Consider the following 24,286-nt stretch of genomic DNA (forward strand, 5'->3'; position numbering starts at 1 on the left):
CGGACACAGCAAGCCTATGAGCACCACCCCGCAATCGACCTCTACTCCTCGCAAGATCCTCGTCCTCGGCGCAACCTCCGGCATCGCCGAAGCAACCTGTCGCATCTGGGCGTCGCAGGGAGCAAGCCTCTTTCTGGTCGCCCGCAACGCCGAAAAACTCGCCGCCGTCACTGCCGACCTCAAGACTCGCGGCGCCAGCTACGTCGACACCGCCGTCGCCGACCTCGACGACACCGACCAGCATCCCTCGCTCCTGGCCCACGCCGTCAACTCCCTCACAGGCATGGACATCGCCTACCTCGCCCACGGCGTCCTCGGCGACCAGTCCGAAGCCGAGCGCGACTTCAACACCGCCGCTCAGATTCTCCACACCAACTTCATGGCGCCGGTCTCGCTCCTCACCTGGCTCGCGAACTTCTGCGTCCAGCGCCATGCGGGCACCTTAGCCGTGCTCTCCTCGGTAGCCGGCGAACGAGGCCGCAAGTCCAACTACGTCTATGGCTCCTCAAAGGCCGGCCTCTCCGCATTCCTCGACGGCCTAAGAAACCGTATCGACCGCGAGGGGGTCACCGTCCTCACCATAAAACCCGGCCCCACCAAAACCGCAATGACCGCCGGCATGCCCAAGAGCGAGAAGTTCGCCGACGTGGACTCAGTCGCGGAATCGATCGTCAGCGCCATCGACAAGCGCAGGGACATCCTCTACGTTCCGTTCCAGTGGCAGCCCATCATGTTCATCATCCGCAACATCCCCGAGCGCATCTTCAAGAAACTCAACCTTTGAGAAGATTCTGTCCTGCCGGGCGGGCCTCCTGCGCTGAGGGCGGGCGTTCGCACGCCTTTTTAAAGCTTCTCGTGGTCCTCCCGTTGGTCGGCACAAGATCCACCCGCGACCAACGGGAGGACCATGCGAAGCGGTATACCCACCACGAAGTGGTCGCCCACGCGTAGTGGGCCCGTCCGTCAGGACACACGCCCCTCCCAAAACCTGTCAAGCCCCCGACTCACCAAAACCCGCGCCAATCCAGCGAATTCGCCTGGCGCATTAGTTCCGCCCAAATCGCTATAATAGAAACAGGAAGAAAGAGGAGCCCCGGCGAATACCGGGGCTCCCTGCTTTAATCCCATAACCCCTTTGTTTGGAGGAATCTGCAAGCAACTCATTTACTATGACGTATTTGGCGCCCAACACCCCGCGTAAGTCCATGATAAAAAGCAGCTTACGCGCCGGTAATATGGGGGGGGGGACCCCTCTAGGAGTTCTCCTGCTGCTGCTGCGCCATCTGCTGCTGGCGAGTTGGCGGAGGTGGCTGCTCCGGAAGCTGTGTCGCCTTCTCCACCAGAATCGACCAATCCTCAGGCACGGGCAGCTCCTGATCGAGAGACGCAGTCCCCAGACTCGGAGTCACCCGCACCGCCACCGTCAACTCGCTCTCCGCTCGGCCCCGAAAGATCCCGTGAGTTGGCGGAACATCGGAATAATCCCTCCCGATCGCCGTACGAATATGCCGGTCCCCCGCCACCAGCCAGTTCGTAGGATCGAACCCCACCCATCCCAGGTGTGGAATCAAAACCTCAATCCAGGCATGTGTCGCCGAACTCACCGACCGGTCCATGTCACTCTCGCCATGAAAAAGATATCCGCTCACATAGCGACAGGGGATTCGCAGCTTCGACCGCACCAGCGTGATCATGATGTGAGCAAAATCCTGGCATACTCCCGCTTTGGTGCTCAACGCCAGATCGATCGGTGAATCGACATGAGTCGACTTCGGCTTGTAGTCGAAGTACTCATAGATCTGCTGATTCAGGTGATGCAGCACCATCAGCGGATCGTCCCTGCGCCTCACATCCAACTCGGCCGCAAGAGCGTCCAGCGCCGGCGTCGGTGCGGCGAACTCGCTCGGCAACAGCATCTCCCAATAGTCGCCATTCTCCACCATCGCATCCAGATCCGCCCACGCGTCCGGAGCCAGAAACGCCGGAACCTGCGCCGCCGGCTGCACCTCCACCAGCGACTCGGCAACAATCACCAACTGCCCATGCATTCCTGGAATATCGAAGTGGTGCACATGGTTCGCCACATGATCGCGATAGCTGAAGACTCTGCAGCGTGGGCTCACCGAAAGGTGGAACATCAGGCAGCGTTGATTCTGGTCGCTCCGCGGATGCATCCGCGTCTCCATCATGCTCTCGCTGACCTGGTTGCTGTACAGGAACTTCGTCAGATGGCGAATCGAATAGTACATAGCCCGTCCCTTCCGGTCTTACGCAGATGCAGCGCATGCTAGAACGGCCAGTGAAAGAGCCATCCCAGCCGCCATCGGTCCTGCTGATACCAAACAATAGCAGGTAGAACTGTTGCGAACGCCGTTGGCAACAACAATTGAAGCCACAGGTTGTTCGTATGAAACAAGCTGGACAACACAACACGGGTCGCTCCCTGCGCAAAGGCGCTCAGCAGGAAGATCGCAAGAGACGCGCGCCCAACCCAGACCAGAGCCTCGCCGATCCGGTGGCTCTCAAGCAGTCGCGAAAGGAGAAAAAGCCCGGCAGTCCCGGTCAGGCCAAGCACAATATAGGTCCCGCGATTCACGAAACCATAAAGATAAATAGCCGCGAATTGGAAGGCGGCAAGCAGCACAAAACCAACCGCCGCCATCCACTTTGGAGTATGTTCCAGCCGAAAGATGTGATGTCCAACCCACATTCCCGCGGCCACAAAACAGAACTCCTGCAACACGCGGTCTGTGAGGAACGTTCCGTAGAGCGGCGCCACCCCCACGAGCACGGAGAGCAAGAATCGCAGCCAGTTCGGAAGTCGCACAGTCAGAAGCGCCAGAAGCAAACACCAGAAGAGCGTGAACAGAAACCAGCTCACGCTTCCATCGGCGACATTCATGAGGAACGTATTCCAGTGAAACGGCGAATAAGAGACCTGAAATCGCCGGATCAAAGGGCCAAGCGCAGCAAAGATCACCGCGAACAACAGATAGGGATACAAGATCGTCTTCACTTTTTCGAGCGCGAAGTTGGCTGATCCGCGTCGTCGAATGCTGCCGCACACAAACAGTCCGGAGGCGAAGAAAAAGGCAGGCATGTGAAAGCTGTAAATGAAAGCTTTGGAAAAATCAGCCCACGAGCCAGACCACCAGCCGCGATGCACAACACCTTGCGCCGTGTGGCCATAGACGACCAGGATGATAGCAATTCCCTTGACACGATCCACAAGGTTCGACCGTCTCCCGCTGGTAATCGGTTCCCGTGTCTCTCCGGCCAGTGCCTGTTCGATCATCTATCCTGCCAGGGCCGCCTGAATGGAATAGTCCACATAGAGTTCGTAGATCGTCTCATGAATGGCTCGGCACTGTGCCTGAATTCCGCCCAGATATCCCAGCACATCCTGGTTCAAGATCTCGTCAACGCTACTGTAGTTCAGGGACGATTGCAGCCGGCCGCTCAGCCGGCGCAGCGTCTCGGCACGAGCCTTGCCGCTGTCTCCTTGAATCTTCTCCAGTGCGCACTGCAGGCTGTCGATTGAAAATCGCACCGAGTGAGGAAACTCCTCGTCGAGCAGAAGAAATTCGAAGATCTGATCCGGCGTCAAGTCCGCGGTATACACCTTGCAGTACGCCTCGAACGCGGTCGCCGAACGCAGTAATCCCATCCAGTCCAGGTATTCATTCCCATCAACGATTCTCTCCGGGTGTCCCCACAGATCGACATGGTACGCCTGAAGCAACAGCGCGGTCGCGCACGCCCGTTCGATATACCGCCCCACCTGAATAAACTGCCAGCCCTCTCCGTGGTTCATCGTCGAATCTGTGACGCCCTGGAATTGGTGGACGGCCTCCATCACGGACTGCAGAAACTCGCTGGGTTGTGTCATGCCTTGCACCAGCGCCTCCGACTGAGTCTGAATCTCCGGACGCGTTACCTGCAGATAGAGACTGTTCAGGCGGTGCCACTGCTCGGTAGAGATCTGCTCCCGCACATGTCGTGAGTTCTCCCGTGCTGCGATGATGCACGACAGAATTGATGCCTTGTTCTCCGTATCGAATGTCAGCGCCTGCGTCAGCGCATACGGTTCACCGGTCCACTCAACGTTCTTCGGCTTGCCCAGAGCTTGCAGCACCCGCTGCCATCGCCGCTCTGCACTGATCGGGCTCTCATCGAGCATCAGGTTCAGATTCACATCCAGCAGTCGCGTCGTATGCTCGGCGCGCTCGAGATACCGGCTCATCCAGTACAAACTATCCGCAACCCGTGACAGCATTGACCGCTCCTTTCACTGGCTCAGTACCCAGGTATCTTTGCTCCCGCCACCCTGCGACGAGTTCACCACTAACGACCCTTGATTCAGTGCCACCCGCGTCAATCCACCCGGAACGATCGTTACTTTATCGCCGTACAGCACATAAGGCCGTAGATCCACATGCCGGGGCTGCAACTCGTCCCCAATTAGACAAGGTGCTCGCGAAAATGAGATGGTCGGCTGCGCTATGTAGTTCCTCGGATCAGCCTCAATCTTCCGCGCAAACTCCTCTTGTTGTGCTTTGGTCGACTGCGGCCCTATCAGCATCCCATACCCGCCGCTCTCGCCTACCGCTTTCACCACCAGCTTGTCGAGATTCTGCAGCACATGTTGCCGTTCCTTAGGCTTGGTCAACAGATACGTTTCGACATTCTTCAGCACCGGATCTTCGCTCAAGTAATACTTGATGATCTCCGGCACGTACGCGTACAGCGCCTTGTCATCGGCCACGCCGGTACCAAACGCATTGGCCAGCGTCACGTTTCCGGCGCGGTAAGCATTGAACAGACCCGCCACTCCGAGAATCGAATCTCCGCGAAACGCGAGCGGGTCGATGAAGTCATCATCCACGCGCCGGTAGATGACATCCACTCGCCGCAGCCCGATCGTGGTCCGCATGTACACGACGTTGTCATGCGTTACCAGATCGCGTCCCTCGACCAGTTCGATCCCCATCTGCCGCGCAAGATACGCATGTTCAAAGTAAGCCGAGTTGAACACTCCCGGCGACAACAGCACAATATTCGGTTCCGGTCGTCCCTCCGGCGCCAGTGAGCGCAACGTTCCCAATAGCAACTGTGTGTACTGTTCAATCGGCCGCACATTGTAGCTTCGAAACAACTGCGGAAAGATCCGCTTCATCACCCTGCGATTGGTCAGCATGTAACTGACTCCGCTAGGCACGCGCAGATTATCCTCGAGCACCACAAACTCCCCGTTCTCCAACCGAATCAGGTCCGTCCCGCAGACAGCAATGTAGACATTCCGCGGAACCTGCAATCCCATCATCTGCCGCCGGTATTGTTTGCAGCTATAGACGACCTCACGCGGGACTATCCCGTCATCGAGAATTCGCCCCTCGTTATAGATGTCCTTCAGAAAAAGGTTTAGTGCCGTAATTCGCTGCGTCAGCCCGTGCTCCACTGTTGCCCACTCGCTCGCAGTGATAATCCGCGGAATCAGGTCATACGGAAAGATCTTCTCGGTCCCCTCTTCGCGCCCGTACACCGTAAACGTAATGCCCTGGTTCAGGAAACTAAGGTCGGCTGCCTGTTTTCTTCGTTGCAGCTCTTCCGAAGGCAGCGCCGAAAAATGCTCCAACAGCGGTTCGCAGTGTCTATGCAGATCGCCGAGGCCCGTGAACATCTCGTCATAGGCATGGTCCAGCAGATAGTTTTTCAGGGACGCATGCTCGAACTGGGATGACTGGGTTGGATGCATTGGGAGCCTTGAGTATAGCGGTACATCCCCGAGCATCCAAACCCAATCTCACGCGCACTGTAAGTCCAAAAAAGAAAATGATTGCCACGAAGGGCAACCCTTCTTCATGAGAACCGGCGAATTGTATTAATTTCGATAACCATCTGTGATAACCATTTGACCGATGAGAACAAAGACAGAAAGGGGGCAGGTCTTCTCCAAATGTTTAGGATTCGTCCACTTATTGCTTCGCGCTCCAGTGACGTCGAATCAAGGGTTTACGCGCTGCCATTCACTGTATCTTCTTGCCATTCCGCAGATTTTGAAGGCCAACTAGTGCTGAACTAGGCTAAACTAGTAAAGACGCGCACTTTCCGTAAAATACCACTTCTAAGCGCCCAGACAGGACACAAACGCAGTGAGCAACTCAACAGCAGTAGCCGTTAAGCCTATCTTCAACATCGCCATTATCGCCCACGTCGATCATGGCAAGACCACTCTGGTCGATGCCATGCTTCGCCAGTCCGGCACCTTTCGATCCAACGAAGCCGTCACCGACCGCGTCATGGACTCGAACGATCTTGAAAAAGAGCGCGGCATCACGATTCTTGCTAAGAACACCGCTCTCTACTATCACGACAACAAGATCAACATCGTCGATACTCCAGGCCATGCCGACTTCGGCGGGGAAGTAGAGCGCGCCCTCAAGATGGTTGACGGCGTAGTTCTCCTCGTAGATGCCTCGGAAGGCCCGCTGCCGCAGACTCGCTACGTCCTTTCGAAGGCCCTCGAAGCTGGCCTCACGCCCATGGTTGTCATCAACAAGATCGACCGCCCTGACGCGCGCCCTCAGGAGGTTCTGAACGAAGTCTACGACCTCTTCATCGACCTCGACGCAGATGAGTCCGTGCTCGACTTCCCAGTGCTCTACACCAACGGAAAGCTCGGCACCGCGACGAACGATCTCGCGACCCCCGGCACGGACCTCCAGCCCCTCTTCGAGCAGATCGTCCAGACCATTCCTGTCTCCAAGGGCGATCCCGAAGGCACCCTCCAGATCCTTGTCACCAACCTCGACTACTCCGACTACCTTGGTCGTCTCGCCATCGGCCGCGTCTTCAACGGCACTATGCGCACCGGCCAGGAGTACAACGTCGCCAAGATCGACGGCACCTTCACCAAGCACAAGATCACCAAGCTCTTCAGCTTCTCTGGACTCAAGCGCACTGACATTGAAGAGACACAAGTAGGCGACATCGTGGCCATCGCCGGCATCCCCGGCATCTTTATCGGAGAGAGCTTCTGCGACATCGAGAATCCGCAGCCTCTTCCCCAGATCACCATCGATGAGCCTACGATTGCTATTCAGTTCAACGTCAACAACTCTCCATTCGCTGGCCGCGAAGGCAAGTTTGTCACCTCGCGAAACCTCCGCGATCGCCTGGACAAAGAACTCCTTACCAATGTCTCGCTCAAGATGCAGGACACCGGTTCGCCGGACTCCTTCAAGGTGCTGGGCCGCGGTGAACTTCAACTCGGCATCCTCATTGAGATGATGCGTCGCGAAGGCTTCGAGCTTATGGCGAGCCGCCCCGAGATCGTGACCAAGCGGATCGACGATCAGCTTATGGAGCCGGTCGAGCATCTCTCGATTGATGTTCCGGAAAACTTCGTCGGCACGGTGATTGAGCGTCTTGGGCCTAGAAAAGGCGAGATGGTCAAGATGATCAATCACGGCTCAGGCCGCGTCCGTATGGAGTTTCGCATCCCCTCGCGTGGGCTAATTGGCCTGCGTTCTGAGATGCTTACCGAGACGCGCGGAACGATCATCATGAACTCGATTCTTGATGGGTATATCGCTTATCAAGGGGAGATTCCGCAGCGCCTGTCGGGTGCTTTGATCTCGGATCGTCAGGGAACTACGACTGCTTATGCGCTTGAGGGCCTGCAGGACCGCGGGGTTCTGTTTGTTTCCGATAGCGTGGAAGTGTATGAAGGCATGGTAGTTGGCGAGCATTCGCGAGATAACGATCTGGACGTCAACTGTGTTCGCGAGAAGAAGCTCTCCAATATGCGTGCTTCAGGCTCGGATGATGCGGTGCGGCTGGTTCCTTACAAGCAGTTGACTCTGGAGCAGTGTATTGAGTTCATTGCGGATGATGAGCTGGTTGAGGTTACGCCTAAGTCGTTGCGTATGAGGAAGAAGGTGCTTCAGGCGAACCGTCGTCCCCGCAAGGGCGGCACCGAGTAACAATCTGCAAAAGTGGTTTTTCGACGGCCGGACCCTTTGAGGTTCGGCCGTAGTTTTTTGTGGGAGGGAGAAAAAAGTTATTTGTGGTTGGGATGTGGTTTTTGCAGGGGTTTTTGCGAAAAACTGGTGTTTGAGCGGGGTTTTTTTGTGGTGAGAACGTGGTGTTTTGCGTGGTGGACGTGGAGTTTAAACATCCACTTTTTTGGCTCCTGAAAAAGTGACACGATTTTGAATTTTATTTTCTGACTTGAGGGTTGGCGGGAATTAGTTGTGGCCGCTTTGTTCGGGGGGGACGTAGCTGAAGAGGCGCAGGCGCTCGCTTTCGCGTTCGAGGGAGCGTTCTCGGCCTCGCAGGAGATCCCTGAGCGAGATTTGGCCGCAGATCTGCCTGGTCGTCCGGTCTACGACCGGCAAGGTCTCCAGACCCTCGGTCGCCATCAGCTCTGCGGCTCCGCGGGTGGTCGAGTCGGCGTAGGAGTAAGAGGCTGGGAGCGGTGCGGTTGGGGCTCCTTCGGCAAGGGGCGACATGACCTCGCGGACGAGGATGAGCTCAAGCGGATCGACGCCGTACTCCCGGGTCAGGTGGTAGCCTCGGCGGCTGAGCTTTTCGGTCAGAATCGATCGAGGCATGATGAGGGCGGTGATGAGGTAGGAGGCGATGCAGGCCGCGGCGAGCGGGAGCAGGGCGGGGAGACAGTGAGTGACCTCAAGGCTGAACAGGATGGCGGTGAGAGGAACGCCGAGCGATCCTGCGAGCATCGCTCCCATACCGATCAGGGCCCAGAGCGCCTGAGTTTCGGCAGGGGCATGAGCCAGGTGCCCGGCCAGTGCGCCCACTGCTCCGCCGATCATGAGCAGGGGAGCGAGCACGCCGCCGGAGGTTCCCGAACCCAGAGAGAAGGCCCACATGAGCGACTTTGCGAGCAGGATTCCTACGATGAGACCAATTGAGGGAGTACCGTGAAGCAGTTCGGCTATGTTGTCGTACCCGACTCCAAGGCCCCGGGGGAAGAAGAGGCCGCCGACTCCAATTCCAATGCCGCCGATTGCCGGCCACCACATCCAGTGGAGATGCAGGTGCTCGAATAGATCCTCGAAGGCATACATCATGCGGCTCATGCCTGCCGCAACGAGGCCGATGAGAGCGCCCAGGAGGAGAGCGCCGATGACGAAGGACGCGCCATGAGCTCCGGTGATGGCCGGCATGGGAAAGATGGGCCCTGCACCGAGCCAATAGACTCGCAGGAGAGCCGCGGTGACGCTGGCAATGGCTACGGGGACCAGGCTTCGTGGGCGCCATTCGAAGAGCAGGAGCTCGACGGCGAGCAGAATGGCCGCCACCGGCGTGGCAAAGGTTGCCGACATACCCGCTGCCGCTCCGGCGACGAGGAGTGTGGTTCTCTCTGCATCGGTGACATGCATCCATTGTCCGATGAGCGATCCTACGGCTCCGCCGGTCATGATGATGGGGCCTTCGGCTCCGAACGGACCGCCTGAGCCGATTGCAATGGCTGCGGAGATGGGTTTCAGAAGGGCGATCTTTGGAGCAACTTTAGCGCGATGAAGGAGGATCGCTTCAATCGCCTCCGGGATGCCGTGCCCGCGAATCTTGTCTGAACCGAAGCGCGCCATGAGGCCAACAAGCAGGCCACCCACGACGGGCACCACCACCATCCAGTGTCCCAGGGGGCTTCCGGCGGGAGAGACCGGGGCTAGGCTGAAGCGGTGGTAGTAAAAGATGTTTGTCGAGAGTGCGATAGCGCGCAGGAGAAGAACGGCGAGCAGGGTGGCGCATATGCCGATGCCGATGGAGACGCCGGAGAGCAGCCAGACCCTTTTATCAACTGTGAAATCCCTGAGAATGGATGGTTCTGACTTCAAGTTTGTCTTCCCTTATCTGAGTGGTGTTTCGATGTTGTGTCCCGATCGCGAGGCGATCACTTTGAGTTGCGTATGCGCGTGAGGGCCTGGATGAGACTGGGGGCCAGCTCGCGCAGCTGTTGAGCATGGGCCTCGGAGAGCTGGCGGAGCGCATGATGACCCTGCGCGGTGAGCTCGAGCACCACGCACCGGCGATCGTTTTGGTCGTGGGTTCTCCGTACCAGACCGGCCAGCTCGGAGCGTTTGCTGAGCTCTACTACGGTGTGGTGTCGCAGGCCCATCACGTCGGCGATGTGGGAGATGGTGACGAGGGTGTCGTCCGGAGCGCCGGCAATCTGCAACATAAGCTGGTGCTGCTGCGGCTGGAGGCCGGCTGCGGTGGCGGCCTGCTCGCTGAATTGCAGGAACCGGCGAATCTCAGATCGAAATTTGGCCAGCAGCTGAATCTCGTTGCGATCGGTTTTTCTGGACGGGGGCTTCACTCTAAGAGTATCGTAACACGATATGATCTCCAGTTGGCAGTCGTGGAGGCAAAGGCGAAATACGGGGATCTTGACGGATACCGCAGAACGCATCGGTTCGCTGCAACTGAGAGATGTGGCCGCAACCCACTGCGTCGCGTGCGCGACTTCGGTCGAGATGACGCGTTCTGGGGGCTTGAATCTGAGGGGGGCTTAAACGGGAAGGGATAACGCTGGGTTCTACCTTCCGGGTCCGCGATGTATCTGAGAGGTGTCAGATGATGAACATCTACGTGCTTGTCTTTTTCCTGTTGCCGTTTGTTGCAATGATCGCCGCTTTGGTGGTTTTGGCACGGGAGAGATGGGTTCGCTCTCATCAACGCCACTAACGCCAATCCGGATTGCGATAGGGATTCGCAGTTTTGTTTCGGGCTCTGGTGGGCAGTCGTTGAGGCAAAGGCGAAATATGGGGGTCTTGACGGATACCGCAGAATGCATCGGTTCGCTACAACTGAGAGATGTGGCCTCAATCCACTGCGTCGCGCGATGAAACTGCGCGACTCCGGTCGAGATGACGCTTCCTTGGGGTGGGCTTAGACGGGAAGGGCTTCGCCGGTTTAGTAATCACCATAAAGTTGTAGTGCAGTTACTAGTGGGTGACTGCATAGTTGGACGTGTCTTCTGTCGCATGGGAAAGATCAGCACCTGAGAATAAGCCGCACTGTACCTGGTACGAGGCTCTCAAGGCCAGCCTCGCTGAAGCGAAGTTCATGAAGCCAGTCAAGAGAGGGCGTGATTATGTTTCAGAGATATCGAACTGTATTCGGCACAACTTTGGGTCTCATTTTTTTATGTGCGACTCCCGTTTTAGCGAATCACGTAGACACGGCCAACGCTACGGTTACCTGCAATGCCTATAGTTTTTCGGTAGCGGCTTCGGAGTTGTCGCCGGGAACGAAGTATGAGATCAGTTACGCGATCGAAACCTCGCCCTACTCCGGCGCTCCAATTACCGGCACTATTCCGTTAACTGCGTCTTCGACTAAAACCTTCGAGGCGACTATTTGGGGTTCGTTTCCGGCTTTGATCGGTAGTTTCAACTTCACCGGCACTGCGAGCCTGGTGGGGCATAATACGGTCCCGATCCTGTTTTCTCCGACGAGCCTCTCCTGCGGAGCTCCTCCGCCGCCGCCTAACTCAGGCAAGGGAATCGACACGGTGAGCTTTAATGGAAACCGGCTCTTACCGGGCGATTCGGTGTGGTTCAACGCGAACTTCACAGTGAAGAACATCCCCAGCACTGGGGGCGTCATTACCTTTACCAATTCCAGAATTGTCGACGTCGAGACTGGGGAGCTCTTTACGAGTTCGGCTCCGAATGCTCAGATAACCTTCTCGCCGACCGCGACCTGCAGTTCGACGACGTTCAGTACGATGACCAATACCTGGATCACTACGATTCCGCTCAAGGGAGACGATGAGATCTTTCTTACCGGAGTGGCGATTCCAGTGCCGTCGGGCGGGGTTCCTGGTGGGATTAACGTCACGTGGAGCGGAACGTTCAATACTACGGGAGCTCCTGGAATGTCGATCGATTGGAAGTGGGGCGCAGCGGTTTATACGAGCATCGCTACCGATTCGAATCTTCTTGAAGTCAAGGCTGGGCACCACACGGCATGCCGGCAGAACAACGGGGACCATGCCGGAACTCCTGAGGGTGTCAATAACAGGAATCAAGATTGGAAGCACTTTGCAATCGACGGCGCTACAGGGGGCGGAGGTACAAATTCGACGGGCTCCTGGAGTGGTACGGATAACGTTACTCCTACAGCCGTGGTTGGGCCTGGGCCGAAGGGGTAGAGTCCTGCTGGACGGGCCTCCTGCGCGGAGGGCGGTCACTTCGTGACTTGTATACCTTGTCTCGGCTCGACCGGCTTTCGCTGTCCTCCCGTTGGTCGGGAGGAGGCGAAGGCTGGCTCGATTATTTGTAGCTCTTTGCGGTGGCGAAGCGCTTGTTGATCTCGTCCCAGTTGACGGTGTTCCACCAGGCTGCGAGATAGTCGGGGCGCTTGTTCTGATATTTGAGGTAGTAGGCGTGCTCCCAGACATCGTTGCCGAGGATGGGGTAGTGGCCCTGGGAGATGGGGTTGTCCTGGTTGGCGGTGGTGACGATCTTGAGCTTGCCGCCCTCGAAGGTGAGCCAGCCCCAGCCGGAGCCGAACTGCTTGGCGGTGGTCTCGTTGAACTGCTTCTTGAAGTCCTCGAAGGAGCCGAAGTCGGCTTTGATCTGTGCGGCGATCTCGCCGGAGGGTTCTCCGCCGCCCTTGGGCTTCATGATCTGCCAGAACATGGTGTGGTTGACGTGGCCGCCGCCGTTGTTCTGGACGACCTTGCGAACGTCCTCGGGGATGCTGGCGAGGTCCTTGAGGAGTTCTTCGGGGGACTTCTTGCCGATCTCGGGGTGCTTTTCTACCGCGCCATTCAGATTGGTGACGTAGGTCTGGTGGTGCTTGTCGTGGTGGAGCTTCATCGTGGCTTCGTCGATGGAGGGCTCGAGCGCCGCGTAATCGTAGGGCAAAGGTGGTAGTTCGTAGGCCACAGTAGTTCTCCTGTCGTCGTTCGTTTTGTCAGTCAGGAGGATCCTGACCGCCTGAGTGAGTTCGATGCTGTCCGGGGGGTGCGCGATGCACTCTGGGAGTCGGTCTAACCCTAAGAATCATAATCTACCTAACGGATTCATCGCTCTTTGACGGAGGGATGTAACCGACTTTCGAGTTTTGCGCTCTAATAGGTAACAATGAGCGATCTAACTGCTTCTTACCGCTGGCTTGACGACGACGGAGCTGCCTTTGGCGCCCCCGGAATGGAACCGCGCTGGACTTCGAGCGAAAAAGACGCTGTGTCGACGGCATATGCGGCGTCGAGCCGGGTGTGGTTTACGGTCTCGCATGGAACGCTGAACGAGATTTATTATCCGACGATCGACCGTCCGCAGACTCGCGATATGGAGCTGCTGTTCAGCGATGGCGAGACGTTTGTGCATGAAGAGAAGCGCAGTTTTGAGTATGACTTTCACTACATCGATGAGGCGGCTCCGGCGGTTCGTGTGGTGGCGAGCGATCTGGATGGGCGATATACGGTGACCAAGGAGTTCATCTGCGATCCGCATCATCCGGTGGTGTTGATGAATGTGAAGATCACAGGCGATGAGGAGATTTTGTCGCGGCTGAAGTGCTATGCGCTGCTGGCGCCGCATTTGAATGGGGGCGGGGCGGGGAACTCGGCGCGGTCGATTGATGTGGCGGGACAGCGCTGCGTGCTGGCTTGGAAGGGTGAGACTTCGCTGGCGTTTGGGGTGAGCTGCGGGTTTGTGCGGTCTTCGTGCGGGTATGTGGGGACCAGCGATGGGTATCAGAATCTGATTCAGGATATGCGGATGAGCTGGCAGTTTGGGCAGGCTCTGGATGGCAATATCGCGGTGATGGGTGAGATCGATATTGCGCAGAATCGCGAGTTCACGGTGGCGATCTCGTTTGGGGATGGGCATCATTCGGCGATTGCGCAGATGATGCAGACGCTGGCATCGCCGTATGAGGTGCACCAGAAGCGGTTTGTGGATCAGTGGCAGAGGGTGAATCCGCCGGCTGGTTTTGCGGCTGTGTCGACGGATGGTGGGAGGCTGATGCGGATCAGCCAGAATGTGCTGCTGACGCATGAAGACAAGACTTACTCGGGAGCGTTTATTGCTTCGGCTTCGGTGCCCTGGGGCGCGTCGAAGGGCGACTCGGATCTGGGTGGGTACCACCTGGTGTGGACGCGGGATATGGTGCAGACGGCGAGCGCGCTGCTGGCATGTGGGAGGACGGATACGGCGCTGCGGGCGCTGGTGTATCTGGCTTGCACGCAGAAGCCGGATGGGAGTTTTGCGCAGAACTTCTGGATCGACGGGACGCCTTACTGGACGGGGATTCAGCTGGATGAGGTGGCGTTTCCGATCATTCTGGCGTGGCGGCTTTGGAAGCAGAACGGGTTGGGGAATTTCGATGTGTTTCCCTTTGTGGAGCGGGCTGCGGCGTTTCTGATGCGGTATACGCCGGTGACTCAGCAGGAGCGGTGGGAGGAGGCGGCGGGGTACTCGCCGTCGACGTTGGCGGCGGTGATCTCGGGGCTGATCTGCGCGGCGGATATTGCTCGCGACCGGGAGGCGCTGGAGCTGGCGGACTACCTGGAGGCGTATGCGGACTGGGTTGAATCTCATCTGGATGAGTGGACGACGACGACGGAAGGGATTCTGCATCCTGATGTGAAGTATCACTACATGCGAATTCGTCCTCCGGCTAAGGGGGAGTCGTTTCATGACGACAGTGTGCCGCCGGGGATGATTCGAATTAATAATCGCGAGCCGGGGGAGAGGAATGTGTTCGAGGCTCGTGAGGTGATTGATGGGGGGTTTCTGGAGTTGGTGCGGTATGGGATTCGGCGGCCGGACGATCCGTTGATCGTCGATTCGCTGAAGGTTGTGGATCATTGCCTGAAGATCGAGACGCCGTTTGGGGTCTCGTGGCGGCGATACAACCATGATGGGTATGGGCAGAAGAAAGACGGCGCGCCGTATGACGGCTCCGGGCAGGGCAGGGCGTGGCCGATTTTGACCGGGGAGAGGGGCCACTACGAGCTTTGTGCAGGGAATGATGCCAGCAAGTACATCAAGGCGATTGAGCAGTTCAGTTCTGTGGGGGGAATGCTCCCGGAGCAGGTGTGGGACTATGACGATATACCTTCGCGGGGGCTGTATCGGGGGCGGTCGGCGGGATCGGCGCAGCCGCTGGTGTGGGCTCATGCGGAGTATCTGAAGCTGCTGCGTTCGGCGGCGGATGGACGGGTGTTTGACCGGATTAAGGCGGTGGAAGATCGTTATGCGGTGCCGAAGGAGAAGCGCACGTTTAGTAACCGTATTGAAATATTTGAGCCGGCGCGTCCGATCTCCTCACTTCCTGCGGGGTATGCGCTTCGTATTGTCGACCCGGAGCATTTTCGTGTCGTCTACACCTATGACAACTGGGCTACGACGCTGACGCTCGACTCGCGAACGGTAGGGTATTCGAGGTCGTTTGTGGATATTCCGACTGGCGCGGATCAGGTCGGCAAGATTACGTTCACGATGGCGTGGCCGGTGGAGGGGCAGCCGGATCGTTGGCTGGGACGAAATATTGATGTCTCCGTCGATCCGGTTCCGGCATCTACCAAGGTGTAAGGATGCAGGCGCGCAAGGTGTAAGGATGCAGCGAGTCGGGCCCGCTTGTACACTGATAGAGTTTGACCAAATCTTCCAGATTCAGCGTCGGCAACGGCGCGCATGAATCTCCTGAAAGAGCAAAGGAACAGAATGAGCGAACAGGATTCGAAGCAGAACGAAATTGATCAGATTTCCATCAACGCCCTCCGCTTTCTCGCCGTCGATCAGGTGGAGAAGGCGAAGTCGGGCCATCCCGGAGCCCCGCTTGGATGTGCTCCGATCGCTTATCTGCTCTATCACAAGCTGATGAAGCATGATCCTTCCGATCCGAAGTGGATTGACCGTGACCGTTTTGTGCTTTCGAACGGGCATGCTTCGGCGCTGCTGTATGGTGCGCTGCATCTGTCGGGATACGACCTGCCGATCTCGCAGCTGGAGCAGTTTCGGCAGTGGGGATCGCATACGCCGGGCCACCCGGAGTACGGTGAGGCTCCAGGCGTTGAGGTGACGACGGGTCCGCTGGGGCAGGGCCTCGCGATGGCTGTGGGCATGGCGACGGCGGAGCGGCACCAGGCTGCGGTCTACAACCGCGATACGTACAACATCGTTGATCACCACACGTATGTGCTCTGCGGCGATGGGGATTTGATGGAAGGCATCTCGCATGAGGCGTGCTCGCTGGCTGGAACGCTGGCTCTGGGCAAGTTGATTGTGCTGTATGACGACAACCTGATCTCGCTCGATGGACCGACCGAGCTCTCGTTTACCGAGGATGTGACCAAGCGCTTCGAGGCGTACCACTGGCATGTGCAGTATGTGGCCGATGGCAACGACCTGGTGGCGATTGAGGCGGCGATTCTTGCGGCGAAGGCGGAGACGTCGAAGCCTTCGCTGATTCGCGTTCGTACGGTGATTGGTTATGGCAGCCCGAAGGCCGGCACGAACAAGGTGCACGGCGAGGCGCTTGGACCGGAGGCGACGAAAGAGACGAAGAAGAATCTTGGGTGGCCTGAAGACAAGAGCTTTTATGTTCCGGAAGAGGCTCGCAAGAACTGGGACACGATCAAGCTGAAGGGCAAGGACCTGCATGCTTCGTGGACGGCTGAGTTTGAGGAGTATGCGAAGGCGTATCCGGAGCCGGCGGCGCAGTTCACCCGAACGGTGAAGGCTAAGCTGGCCGATGGCTGGGAGAAGAAGATTCCGACCTTCCCGACTGAAAAGCCGATGGCAACGCGAAACGCCGGGCAGGCTGTGATGCAGGCGATTGAGAACGTGGTGCCGGAGTTGTTTGGCGGCGCGGCGGACCTGACGGCTTCGACCAAGACGATCTTCAAAGATTCACCGAGTTTTCACGTGGACCCCGCGGGCCGGAATGTGTTCTTCGGCGTGCGTGAGTTCGGCATGTGCGCGATGGTGAATGGCATGGCGGCGCACGGCGGGTTGATTCCGTTTGGGTCGACGTTCTTTACGTTCTCGGACTACTGCCGGAACGCGCTGCGTCTGGCTGCGCTGATGGGCCTGCACTCGCTGTTTATCTTCACGCACGATTCGATTGGACTGGGCGAAGATGGACCGACGCACCAGCCGGTCGAGCAGCTGATGAGTCTCCGTGCTATCCCGCACCTCACCGACTTCCGCCCGGCGGATGCGAATGAGACTGCGGCGTGCTGGCAGCTTGCGCTGGAGCGAAAGAGTCCGTGCTTTATGGCGCTGTCGCGTCAAGATCTGCCGACGATTGATGCGACGATCGCTCGCGCTGGTGCGAGGTTTGGAGCATACGAGGTGGTTTCGCATGGTAAGGATTTGATCCTGATCGCTACCGGCTCGGAAGTTGGATTGATTACGAAGGCTGCTGAGGAGTTGAAGGGGATCGGGATCAACGCGACAGTTGTTTCGATGCCGAGCTTCCACGTCTATGACGAGCAGAGCGACGAATACAAGGCGAAGCTGATGCCCGAGAATACGCCGAAGCTGGCGGTCGAGGCGGGTGCGACGCTGGGCTGGTACAAGTATGTCGGCCACAATGGCGGCGTTATTGGACTGGACCGGTTTGGCGGGTCAGCCCCGGGACCCGTTGCTATGGAGAAGCTGGGCTTCACCGTTGCGAATGTGATTGATCATGCAAAGAAGCTGGTGAAGAAGTAAGGGAGGGGCGGGGCTGATTGCCCCGCCCTTTTCACTGTCCGGCAACAAACTCCGTGTCTACTCAAGCCTGACTGCGACTCATTTGCGCCTTGTGGCACCGCCCGAGCATCTTATTCACACGCGTTCAGAGACGGTGTTGTCGCTTTCCTTCGGTGGCCGTACGGCCTCTCATTTGATTTGGGCCAGGTGGCGCAGCCCTTTGGAGCACTGGAGATCATGACTCAATCGATTCAACGTGTCTGGTTTATCACGGGAGCATCGACCGGCTTTGGCCGTCTGCTTGCAGAAGAGGTTCTGAAGTCTGGCGGTAAGGTGGTCGCAACCGCCAGGAAGCTCGACAAGATTGCGGATCTTGAAAAGCAGTATCCGCAGAGCGCGAAGGCTTTTACTCTGGATGTTACAGATGCCGGTCAGGTGGACTCGGCCGTGACGCAGGCTTTTGCGCAGTTCGGACAGATAGACGTTCTGGTCAACTATGCAGGCTATGGAGTTGCCGGCGCGATCGAAGAGGTCTCCGAGGCGGAGTTTATGCCGATGTTTGAGACCAATGTCTTCGGCCTGTTGAAGGTGACGCGGGCGTTTCTTCCGTATCTTCGCAAGCAGCGGAGTGGGCACATTCTCAACCTTTCTTCGATTGGCGGTTTGATTGGCGGGCAGGGCATCGGGATGTATAACGCGACCAAGTTTGCTGTGGAGGGGATCTCGGAGGCTCTGGCGGCGGAGCTTGCGCCGTTGGGCATTCACGTTACGGTGATTGAACCGGGGCCATTTCGTACTGATTTTCTGGGACGCTCGGGCGTGATCGCTGATACTAAAATTTCGGACTACGACAAGACTGCTGGAAATATGCGGAAGTATTTTGCTGAGAACGATGGCAAGCAAAAGGGCGATCCGCTGCGTGCGGTGCAGGCGATGATGCAGGTTGTGGAGTCGCCGAATCCTCCGTTGCATCTTCTGCTGGGGGCGAGCGCGCTGCAGCGGTTTCGCGGCAAACTGGATGGCTGGCAGAAGGAGATTGCAGCATGGGAGCCGGTGACGGTTGGGGCAGATTTTCCGGAGGGTGAGTGAGTTCTTCCTCGTACATCAAGACGATCTTCTGGGATATCGGCGGAGTTCTGCTCACGAATGGGTGGGATAAAGGCGAGCGTACGGAGGTTCTGACTCGTCTGGGTGTGGATCTGGCGGACTACGAGTCGCGTCATGATGAGGCAAACTACTTCTGGGAGCGCGGGCTTTCGACGGCTGAGGAGTTTTTCGACGTCACGGTGCTGAATCAGAATCCTAATCTGACCTTTGAGGAGCTTTGGCCGCAGGTGTGTGCGGAGAGCAGGATTCTTTATCCGGAGTGCGTCGATATTCTTGGAATGCTTGCTACCTCTGGACGATATATGCTGGCCACGCTCAATAATGAGAGTCGCGAGTTGAACGACTATCGGCTGAATGCGTTTCGGCTGCGGCCGTTTTTCGACTACTTTATTTGTTCGGGCTACGTGCATGAGATGAAGCCGTATCCCGGCATCTATCGCGCGGCGATTGAGATCTCGGGCCATCTGGCGGAGACCGCGTTGTTTATCGATGACAAGGTTGAGAACTGTGACGCCGCGGCAGCTTTTGGCATGCGGACGATTTGTTTCGAGTCACCGGCTCAGCTGCGAGATGAGCTTGCACAATTTGGCCTGCGGGCCGCATAAGGAAGGAAGATAGATGGAACGGGAGTTATTCGGACTGGGCGCCGGATTCGTTCGCGCGAGGAGAACAACTTTACGGATCGTATGATCTCGATCATGCGCAGGGCCTTTGGTGGTTACGACGTGAAAAGGACGTAGTTTTGCTGGACGTGCGAGGCGATGTATTCGGCGCACGGACCTTGAATTTCATCTGCCAACGGATTTTTATCGGTCGGCACAGCACGGAAGGTTTGTAAGGAGCGGATTATGAGCACAGTACCAGTCGGCGTATCGGCAGCAGCGGCGGATGCCACCAAGAAGGGTGAGCGCATCCCGGAGCCATGCATTGTGGTTATCTTTGGAGCCTCGGGCGATCTCACCAAGCGGAAGCTTCTGCCGGCGCTTTATCACCTGGATCAGTCGGGACTTCTGCCGAAGGACTTCGCGGTGGTCGGGGTGGCGCGTCGGGATCTGAGCGCAACGTTTGGCCCTGACATGAAGGAAGGCATTCTGAAGGGCGGGGGGGTTGAAGAGAACGATCCGAAGCTGAAGCCGTTTATGGATCGCATCTCTTACTTCGCGACGGAGTTCGACGACGATGCGGGCTTCGATAAGTTGAAGGCGCACCTGGCGGAGTTGGATGGCAAGTTCAACACGAAGGGCAATCGGCTGTTCTATCTGGCGGTGGCGCCGGAGTTCTTTGCCGACATCACACGCCGATTGGGCAAGCATGGTATGGCGAGTCCCGAGGCCGGGGACAAGCACTGGGTGCGGGTGATCATCGAGAAGCCATTTGGCACCGATTTAGAGTCGGCGCGCAAGCTGAACGACGAGATCAACGATGTGCTGGCTGAAGATCAGATCTTCCGCATTGATCACTACCTGGGCAAAGAGACGGTTCAGAACATTCTGGTGTTTCGTTTTGGCAATGGGATCTTCGAGCCGGTGTGGAATCGCAACTTCATCGACCACGTCGAGATTACGGCTGCCGAGTCGATTGGCATTGAGGGACGTGGGCCGTTCTACGAGAAGGCCGGCGCGGTTCGCGATGTGCTGCAGAACCACGTGATGGAGGTTCTCTCGTTTGTGGCAATGGAACCACCGGACTCGTTCGAGGCTGAGGCGGTGCGCACGGAGAAGTTGAAGGTCTGGCGGGCGATTGAGGGAATTCCGGTTAACAACACGGTGCGTGGACAGTATGGTCCGGGCAAGGTGGATGGCAAGGACGTCGTTGGTTATCGGCAAGAGGATCGCGTCTCGCCGACCTCGAGCACGGAGACCTTTGCCGCGATCCGGCTGGGGATTGAAAACTGGCGATGGGCAGGCGTTCCGTTTTACCTGCGCGCCGGGAAGCGGCTGGCCAAGCGCGTGACTGAGGTGACGATTGTGTTCAAGCAGCCGCCGCTGCATCTTTTTAAGTCCAACAGCAGCGAGGACAACATTGCTCCGAACATCATCAAGATGCGGATTCAGCCGGATGAGGGGATCTCGCTGCAGTTTGGCGCGAAGGTTCCCGGGCCGACTACTAATCTTGCACAGGTGAACATGGCGTTCAGCTATGCGGATGCGTTTGGCAAGTCGTCGGCGAACGGGTATGAGCGGTTGTTGCTGGATGCGATGCTGGGCGATGCGACGTTGTTTGCGCACCGCGATGGCGTCGAGGCGACCTGGGCGCTGTTTACGCCGATCCTCGAGGCGTGGGCGAAGGTTGAGGCCAAGCACTTCCCCAACTACGCGGCTGGGACTGAAGGGCCGGAGTGCGCGGATGAGCTTCTGGCGAAGGATGACCGGAAGTGGGTGGAGCTTTAGGGAAACAGTGAACATGGCGCGCTGTGGAAGAAACCTCGGCGTGCCAGTTTTTGGTTGGTTCAGATGCACGGCTGGACTCCGGGACATTTTGTGAAACTTGTTCCGGAGTTCGTCCGTTTTCGGATTGTAGTAGTTCAAATTCTTCGTAGCGAGATCCTATGCCTCGTCCAGTTTCGATTACCTATCGCGTATCGCCAACACCAGCAGCCACGGCTCGGGCCGGTGCGCAGCTCTTTACCGAGGCGGCGGGGAAGGCCGCTCAGTCGCGCGGGTTGGCTCGTATCGCCATCTCCGGCGGCACGACGCCTAAGACGATGTTCGGCCTGCTGGCGGACCCTGCGGAGCCGTTTCTCAAGCAGGTTCCGTGGGACAAGCTCGACCTGTACTGGGTGGATGAGCGCTGCGTGCCGCCTGACAATGCGGAGTCGAACTACCGCATGACCAAGGAGGCGCTGCTCTCGAAGGTTCCGTTGCCGGCGGAGCGGGTGCACCGGATGGAGGGGGAGCTCGCACCTGACGTTGCTGCGGCGCGGTATGAGTCGACGATTCGAAATACGTTCAAGCTTGAGGGCGCGGAGACTCCTACGTTCGATTTGGTGTTGCTGGGGATGGGCGATGATGGGCATACGGCCTCGCTGTTTCCTCATACCGAGGCATTGAACGAGATGAGCCATATCGTGGTGCCAAACCACGTTCCACAGAAGGATACGTGGCGCATTACCCTGACGTGGCCGGTGATCAATCAGGGCCGGGAGGTGGCCTTTCTGATCGAAGGCACAGGAAAGGCGCAGGTTCTGCATGATGTTTTTCTTGGGACCTACCAGCCTGAGACTTACCCTTCGCAGCTGATTCGTCCGGCCAGCGGACAACTGACCCTCTTGCTCGACTCGGCTGCAGCGGCTAAGCTGCCTGCACCGGTGAATTCGGATTCGACCGGCACTTTGGAGCTTAAATAGATGATTCTCGCTGGGGACGTTGGCGGAACAAAGGTTCACCTTGCACTGTACGACTTCGCCAATGGGCGGTTGCACCCGATCCGCGACCAGAAGTTTCCGGCGCATGAGTTTGCGAGCCTGGACGATGTGGTTCACAAGTTTCTGGCTGGAGACGGGACCAACGCGACGCAGGGAGCGGATATTTTTGGGGCTTGTTTCGGGTGTCCGGGGCCGGTGCGCGATGGGCGTCTGAAGCTGACAAACCTGCCGTGGACGCTGGATACGCGCGATCTGGTGAAGTCTCTTTCAATTCCTCATATCTCTCTGATCAATGATCTTGAGGCGAACGGTTATGGCATTCCGGAGCTTGCGCCGGAGAGCATCTTTACGCTGCACGAGGGCGACCTCGAGGCTACCGGACATGCGGGCCTGATGGCTGCGGGTACGGGGCTGGGCCAGGCGCTGCTGATCTGGGATGGGCAGAAGCACCGCCCGATTGCGTCTGAGGGCGGCCATGCCGACTTTGCGGCGCGGAGTAATCGCGAGATCGCGCTGCTGGAGTACCTGCGCTCTACCTTGAAGGGGCGGGTGAGCTGGGAGCGGGTGGTTTCGGGTCTTGGCATCAAGAACATCTACGGCTTTCTGCGTGATGTGGAGAAGATTGCTGAGCCGGGGTGGCTGCATGACCGGATGCAGACGGAGGATCCGAACGCTGTGATCGGGGAGTGCGCTGAGGACGGTTCGAGCTCGTTGTGCTTCGAGACGATGAAGATCTTCGCGGGGGCTTATGGGGCGGAGGCGGGCAATATTGCGCTGCAGGTGCTTGCGACGGGTGGGATGTATCTTGGCGGGGGTATTGCTCCGAAGATTTTGAAGACGTTGAAGAACGGCACCTTTACCCAGGCTTTCATCGACAAGGGGCGGTTGTCGCCGATGGTCGAGTCAGTGCCGGTTCGCGTGATCCTGGACGATACCTGTGCCCTGCTGGGGGCTGCGGCTTATGCGGAGGCTCGTGCGTCGGAGAACGCGGGATACTCGGAGCGCGCGGCTTCGGTTAAGGCATCCTAGTGCGCCCTGCCTTAAATGTCAGTAAAGAGGGATCTTTCGCATGGGGGATTGACAGAATATGCAGGGGATGAAATTTCTGGAAGGTGCTTTCTTTGCGAAGAAGATTGAGTCAGAGAAGAGAGCTTGATCCCGGGAATATTCGGGTCCTGGATCAGTTCTATATATAGGACTTCTTTTTTTGTGGGGAAGGTTTCCCTCAAGCCGTTTTCTCTCAAGCCGTTATACTGATCGCGACCCATCTTGCCCACCACTTCTATTACGTCCCCCGAAATCTCGTCGCAGGAAATTCTCGATGCCCGTTCTTCCGAAGACAGTGCAGTAGCTTCGCTATCGGCGTTTCCTTCGCCGGCGTTTGCGGGCGGGCTCGACTTCACACAGCGTGCGGATCTGGTGGAATTGATGGATCTGCCGTGTCCTTATGAGGAGCTTCGCGCGTGTCTGCATGATATTGCCCGCGTCAATCGGCTGACATTTGCGCAGCGGCCTACGCTGGGCTGGCTGGAAGATCTGGTGGTGGCGCATCCTCGCTCGGCGGCTCCGCTGCGCGTGGTGGACGTGGGGTGCGGCTATGGAGATACACTGCGGAAGATCGATCGATGGGCAGTCAGGCGGGGAGTTGCGGTGACGCTGACGGGCATCGATCTGAATCCGGATGCGATTCGCGCCGCGCAGGAGGCAACGCCGCCGAGCCAGCAGATTGAGTGGCTGGTTGGGGATGCGCTGGCCGATCACACGCAGGGGCCCATCGACGTTGTCCTCTGTTCCTTGTTAACGCACCACCTGACCAATGCGCAGATCGTGCTGTTTCTGCGTTGGATGGAGCAGACGGCGCGGCTTGGGTGGTTCATCGACGATCTGCACCGCAAGCCCGTGCCTTACCACTTGTTTCGGTTGTGGGCGAGGTTTGCGAACTGGCACCGGTTCGTGAAGAACGATGGGCCAGTGTCGATCCGTCGCAGCTTCGTGGTGGAGGACTGGCAGAGGCTGTGCTCTGATGCCGAGATTGGCGTGGGGAACGTCTCAATCACGGAACACCGTCCAGCGCGGCTTTGCGTGGGACGGGTCAAGTAAGTAGATTTCCGCGACGGCGCTCCCCTTT

18 protein-coding genes are annotated in these 24,286 nt (G+C 57.9%); 11 read left to right on the plus strand and 7 right to left on the minus strand.

All coding sequences use genetic code 11. The annotated features are described in order from the left end of the window. Positions 1 to 16 precede the first annotated feature (16 nt). The gene (locus HDF10_RS06875; RefSeq protein WP_183811885.1) at positions 17 to 784 is read left to right on the plus strand and encodes an SDR family oxidoreductase; all 768 of its coding nucleotides are present in this window, start codon (positions 17 to 19) and stop codon (positions 782 to 784) included. Positions 785 to 1,253: 469 nt separating this feature from the next. Here HDF10_RS06875 and HDF10_RS06880 read toward each other — a convergent pair whose 3' ends face one another. From HDF10_RS06880 to HDF10_RS06895, 4 genes are read right to left on the minus strand one after another with little or no spacing between them, the layout of a single operon-like run. Next, entirely contained in the window at positions 1,254 to 2,249 is a 996-nt protein-coding gene (locus HDF10_RS06880) for a transglutaminase family protein (RefSeq protein ID WP_183811886.1), read from the minus strand. A gap of 38 nt (positions 2,250 to 2,287) precedes the next feature. Then, a complete protein-coding gene (locus tag HDF10_RS06885; RefSeq protein WP_183811887.1) occupies positions 2,288 to 3,295 on the minus strand; it encodes an acyltransferase family protein in 1,008 nt (335 codons plus the stop codon). Continuing rightward, a complete protein-coding gene (locus tag HDF10_RS06890; RefSeq protein WP_183811888.1) occupies positions 3,296 to 4,276 on the minus strand; it encodes an alpha-E domain-containing protein in 981 nt (326 codons plus the stop codon). A gap of 12 nt (positions 4,277 to 4,288) precedes the next feature. Next, positions 4,289 to 5,755, minus strand: a complete 1,467-nt coding sequence (locus tag HDF10_RS06895; protein ID WP_183811889.1) for a circularly permuted type 2 ATP-grasp protein — start codon at positions 5,753 to 5,755, stop codon at positions 4,289 to 4,291. A 397-nt stretch (positions 5,756 to 6,152) separates the two neighbouring features. Between HDF10_RS06895 and typA the strand changes: the two genes are divergently transcribed. Then, a complete protein-coding gene (gene typA / locus HDF10_RS06900; protein ID WP_183811890.1) occupies positions 6,153 to 7,985 on the plus strand; it encodes a translational GTPase TypA in 1,833 nt (610 codons plus the stop codon). 264 nt (positions 7,986 to 8,249) lie between these two features. Here typA and HDF10_RS06905 read toward each other — a convergent pair whose 3' ends face one another. After that, entirely contained in the window at positions 8,250 to 9,866 is a 1,617-nt protein-coding gene (locus HDF10_RS06905) for a chloride channel protein (protein ID WP_183811892.1), read from the minus strand. A 56-nt stretch (positions 9,867 to 9,922) separates the two neighbouring features. Beyond that, positions 9,923 to 10,348, minus strand: a complete 426-nt coding sequence (locus tag HDF10_RS06910; protein WP_183811894.1) for a MarR family winged helix-turn-helix transcriptional regulator — start codon at positions 10,346 to 10,348, stop codon at positions 9,923 to 9,925. A gap of 777 nt (positions 10,349 to 11,125) precedes the next feature. Between HDF10_RS06910 and HDF10_RS06915 the strand changes: the two genes are divergently transcribed. Next, positions 11,126 to 12,187: a hypothetical protein gene (locus HDF10_RS06915; protein WP_183811896.1), complete on the plus strand. Its 1,062-nt coding sequence runs from the start codon at positions 11,126 to 11,128 to the stop codon at positions 12,185 to 12,187. A 121-nt stretch (positions 12,188 to 12,308) separates the two neighbouring features. On the opposite strand, the gene HDF10_RS06920 is transcribed toward HDF10_RS06915, so the two are convergent. Then, the gene (locus HDF10_RS06920; protein WP_183811898.1) at positions 12,309 to 12,926 is read right to left on the minus strand and encodes a superoxide dismutase; all 618 of its coding nucleotides are present in this window, start codon (positions 12,924 to 12,926) and stop codon (positions 12,309 to 12,311) included. A 198-nt stretch (positions 12,927 to 13,124) separates the two neighbouring features. On the opposite strand from HDF10_RS06920, the gene HDF10_RS06925 reads away from it, so the two are divergent. The 8 genes from HDF10_RS06925 (at position 13,125) to HDF10_RS06960 (ending at position 24,258) form a co-directional block, all read left to right on the plus strand. Continuing rightward, the gene (locus tag HDF10_RS06925) at positions 13,125 to 15,581 is read left to right on the plus strand and encodes a glycoside hydrolase family 15 protein (RefSeq protein ID WP_183811900.1); all 2,457 of its coding nucleotides are present in this window, start codon (positions 13,125 to 13,127) and stop codon (positions 15,579 to 15,581) included. A 132-nt stretch (positions 15,582 to 15,713) separates the two neighbouring features. Continuing rightward, positions 15,714 to 17,708: a transketolase gene (gene tkt / locus HDF10_RS06930; protein WP_183811901.1), complete on the plus strand. Its 1,995-nt coding sequence runs from the start codon at positions 15,714 to 15,716 to the stop codon at positions 17,706 to 17,708. 216 nt (positions 17,709 to 17,924) lie between these two features. Further along, entirely contained in the window at positions 17,925 to 18,776 is an 852-nt protein-coding gene (locus HDF10_RS06935) for an oxidoreductase (RefSeq protein WP_183811903.1), read from the plus strand. Further along, the gene (locus HDF10_RS06940) at positions 18,773 to 19,399 is read left to right on the plus strand and encodes an HAD family hydrolase (RefSeq protein WP_311732689.1); all 627 of its coding nucleotides are present in this window, start codon (positions 18,773 to 18,775) and stop codon (positions 19,397 to 19,399) included. Before HDF10_RS06935 ends, HDF10_RS06940 begins: the two co-directional genes overlap by 4 nt. A gap of 243 nt (positions 19,400 to 19,642) precedes the next feature. Then, positions 19,643 to 21,184, plus strand: a complete 1,542-nt coding sequence (zwf, locus tag HDF10_RS06945; protein WP_183811905.1) for a glucose-6-phosphate dehydrogenase — start codon at positions 19,643 to 19,645, stop codon at positions 21,182 to 21,184. A gap of 158 nt (positions 21,185 to 21,342) precedes the next feature. Next, entirely contained in the window at positions 21,343 to 22,140 is a 798-nt protein-coding gene (gene pgl / locus HDF10_RS06950) for a 6-phosphogluconolactonase (RefSeq protein WP_183811907.1), read from the plus strand. Continuing rightward, complete coding sequence (gene glk, locus HDF10_RS06955; RefSeq protein WP_183811909.1) at positions 22,141 to 23,187, plus strand: glucokinase; 1,047 nt, start codon at positions 22,141 to 22,143, stop codon at positions 23,185 to 23,187. 240 nt (positions 23,188 to 23,427) lie between these two features. Next, positions 23,428 to 24,258 (plus strand): methyltransferase domain-containing protein, encoded by an 831-nt coding sequence (locus HDF10_RS06960; protein ID WP_260177709.1) that lies wholly within the window; start codon positions 23,428 to 23,430, stop codon positions 24,256 to 24,258. The last annotated feature ends 28 nt before the right edge of the window (positions 24,259 to 24,286 follow it).

The sequence above is a fragment of the Tunturiibacter empetritectus genome, from assembly GCF_014201375.1.
GTDB lineage: Bacteria > Acidobacteriota > Terriglobia > Terriglobales > Acidobacteriaceae > Edaphobacter > Edaphobacter lichenicola_D.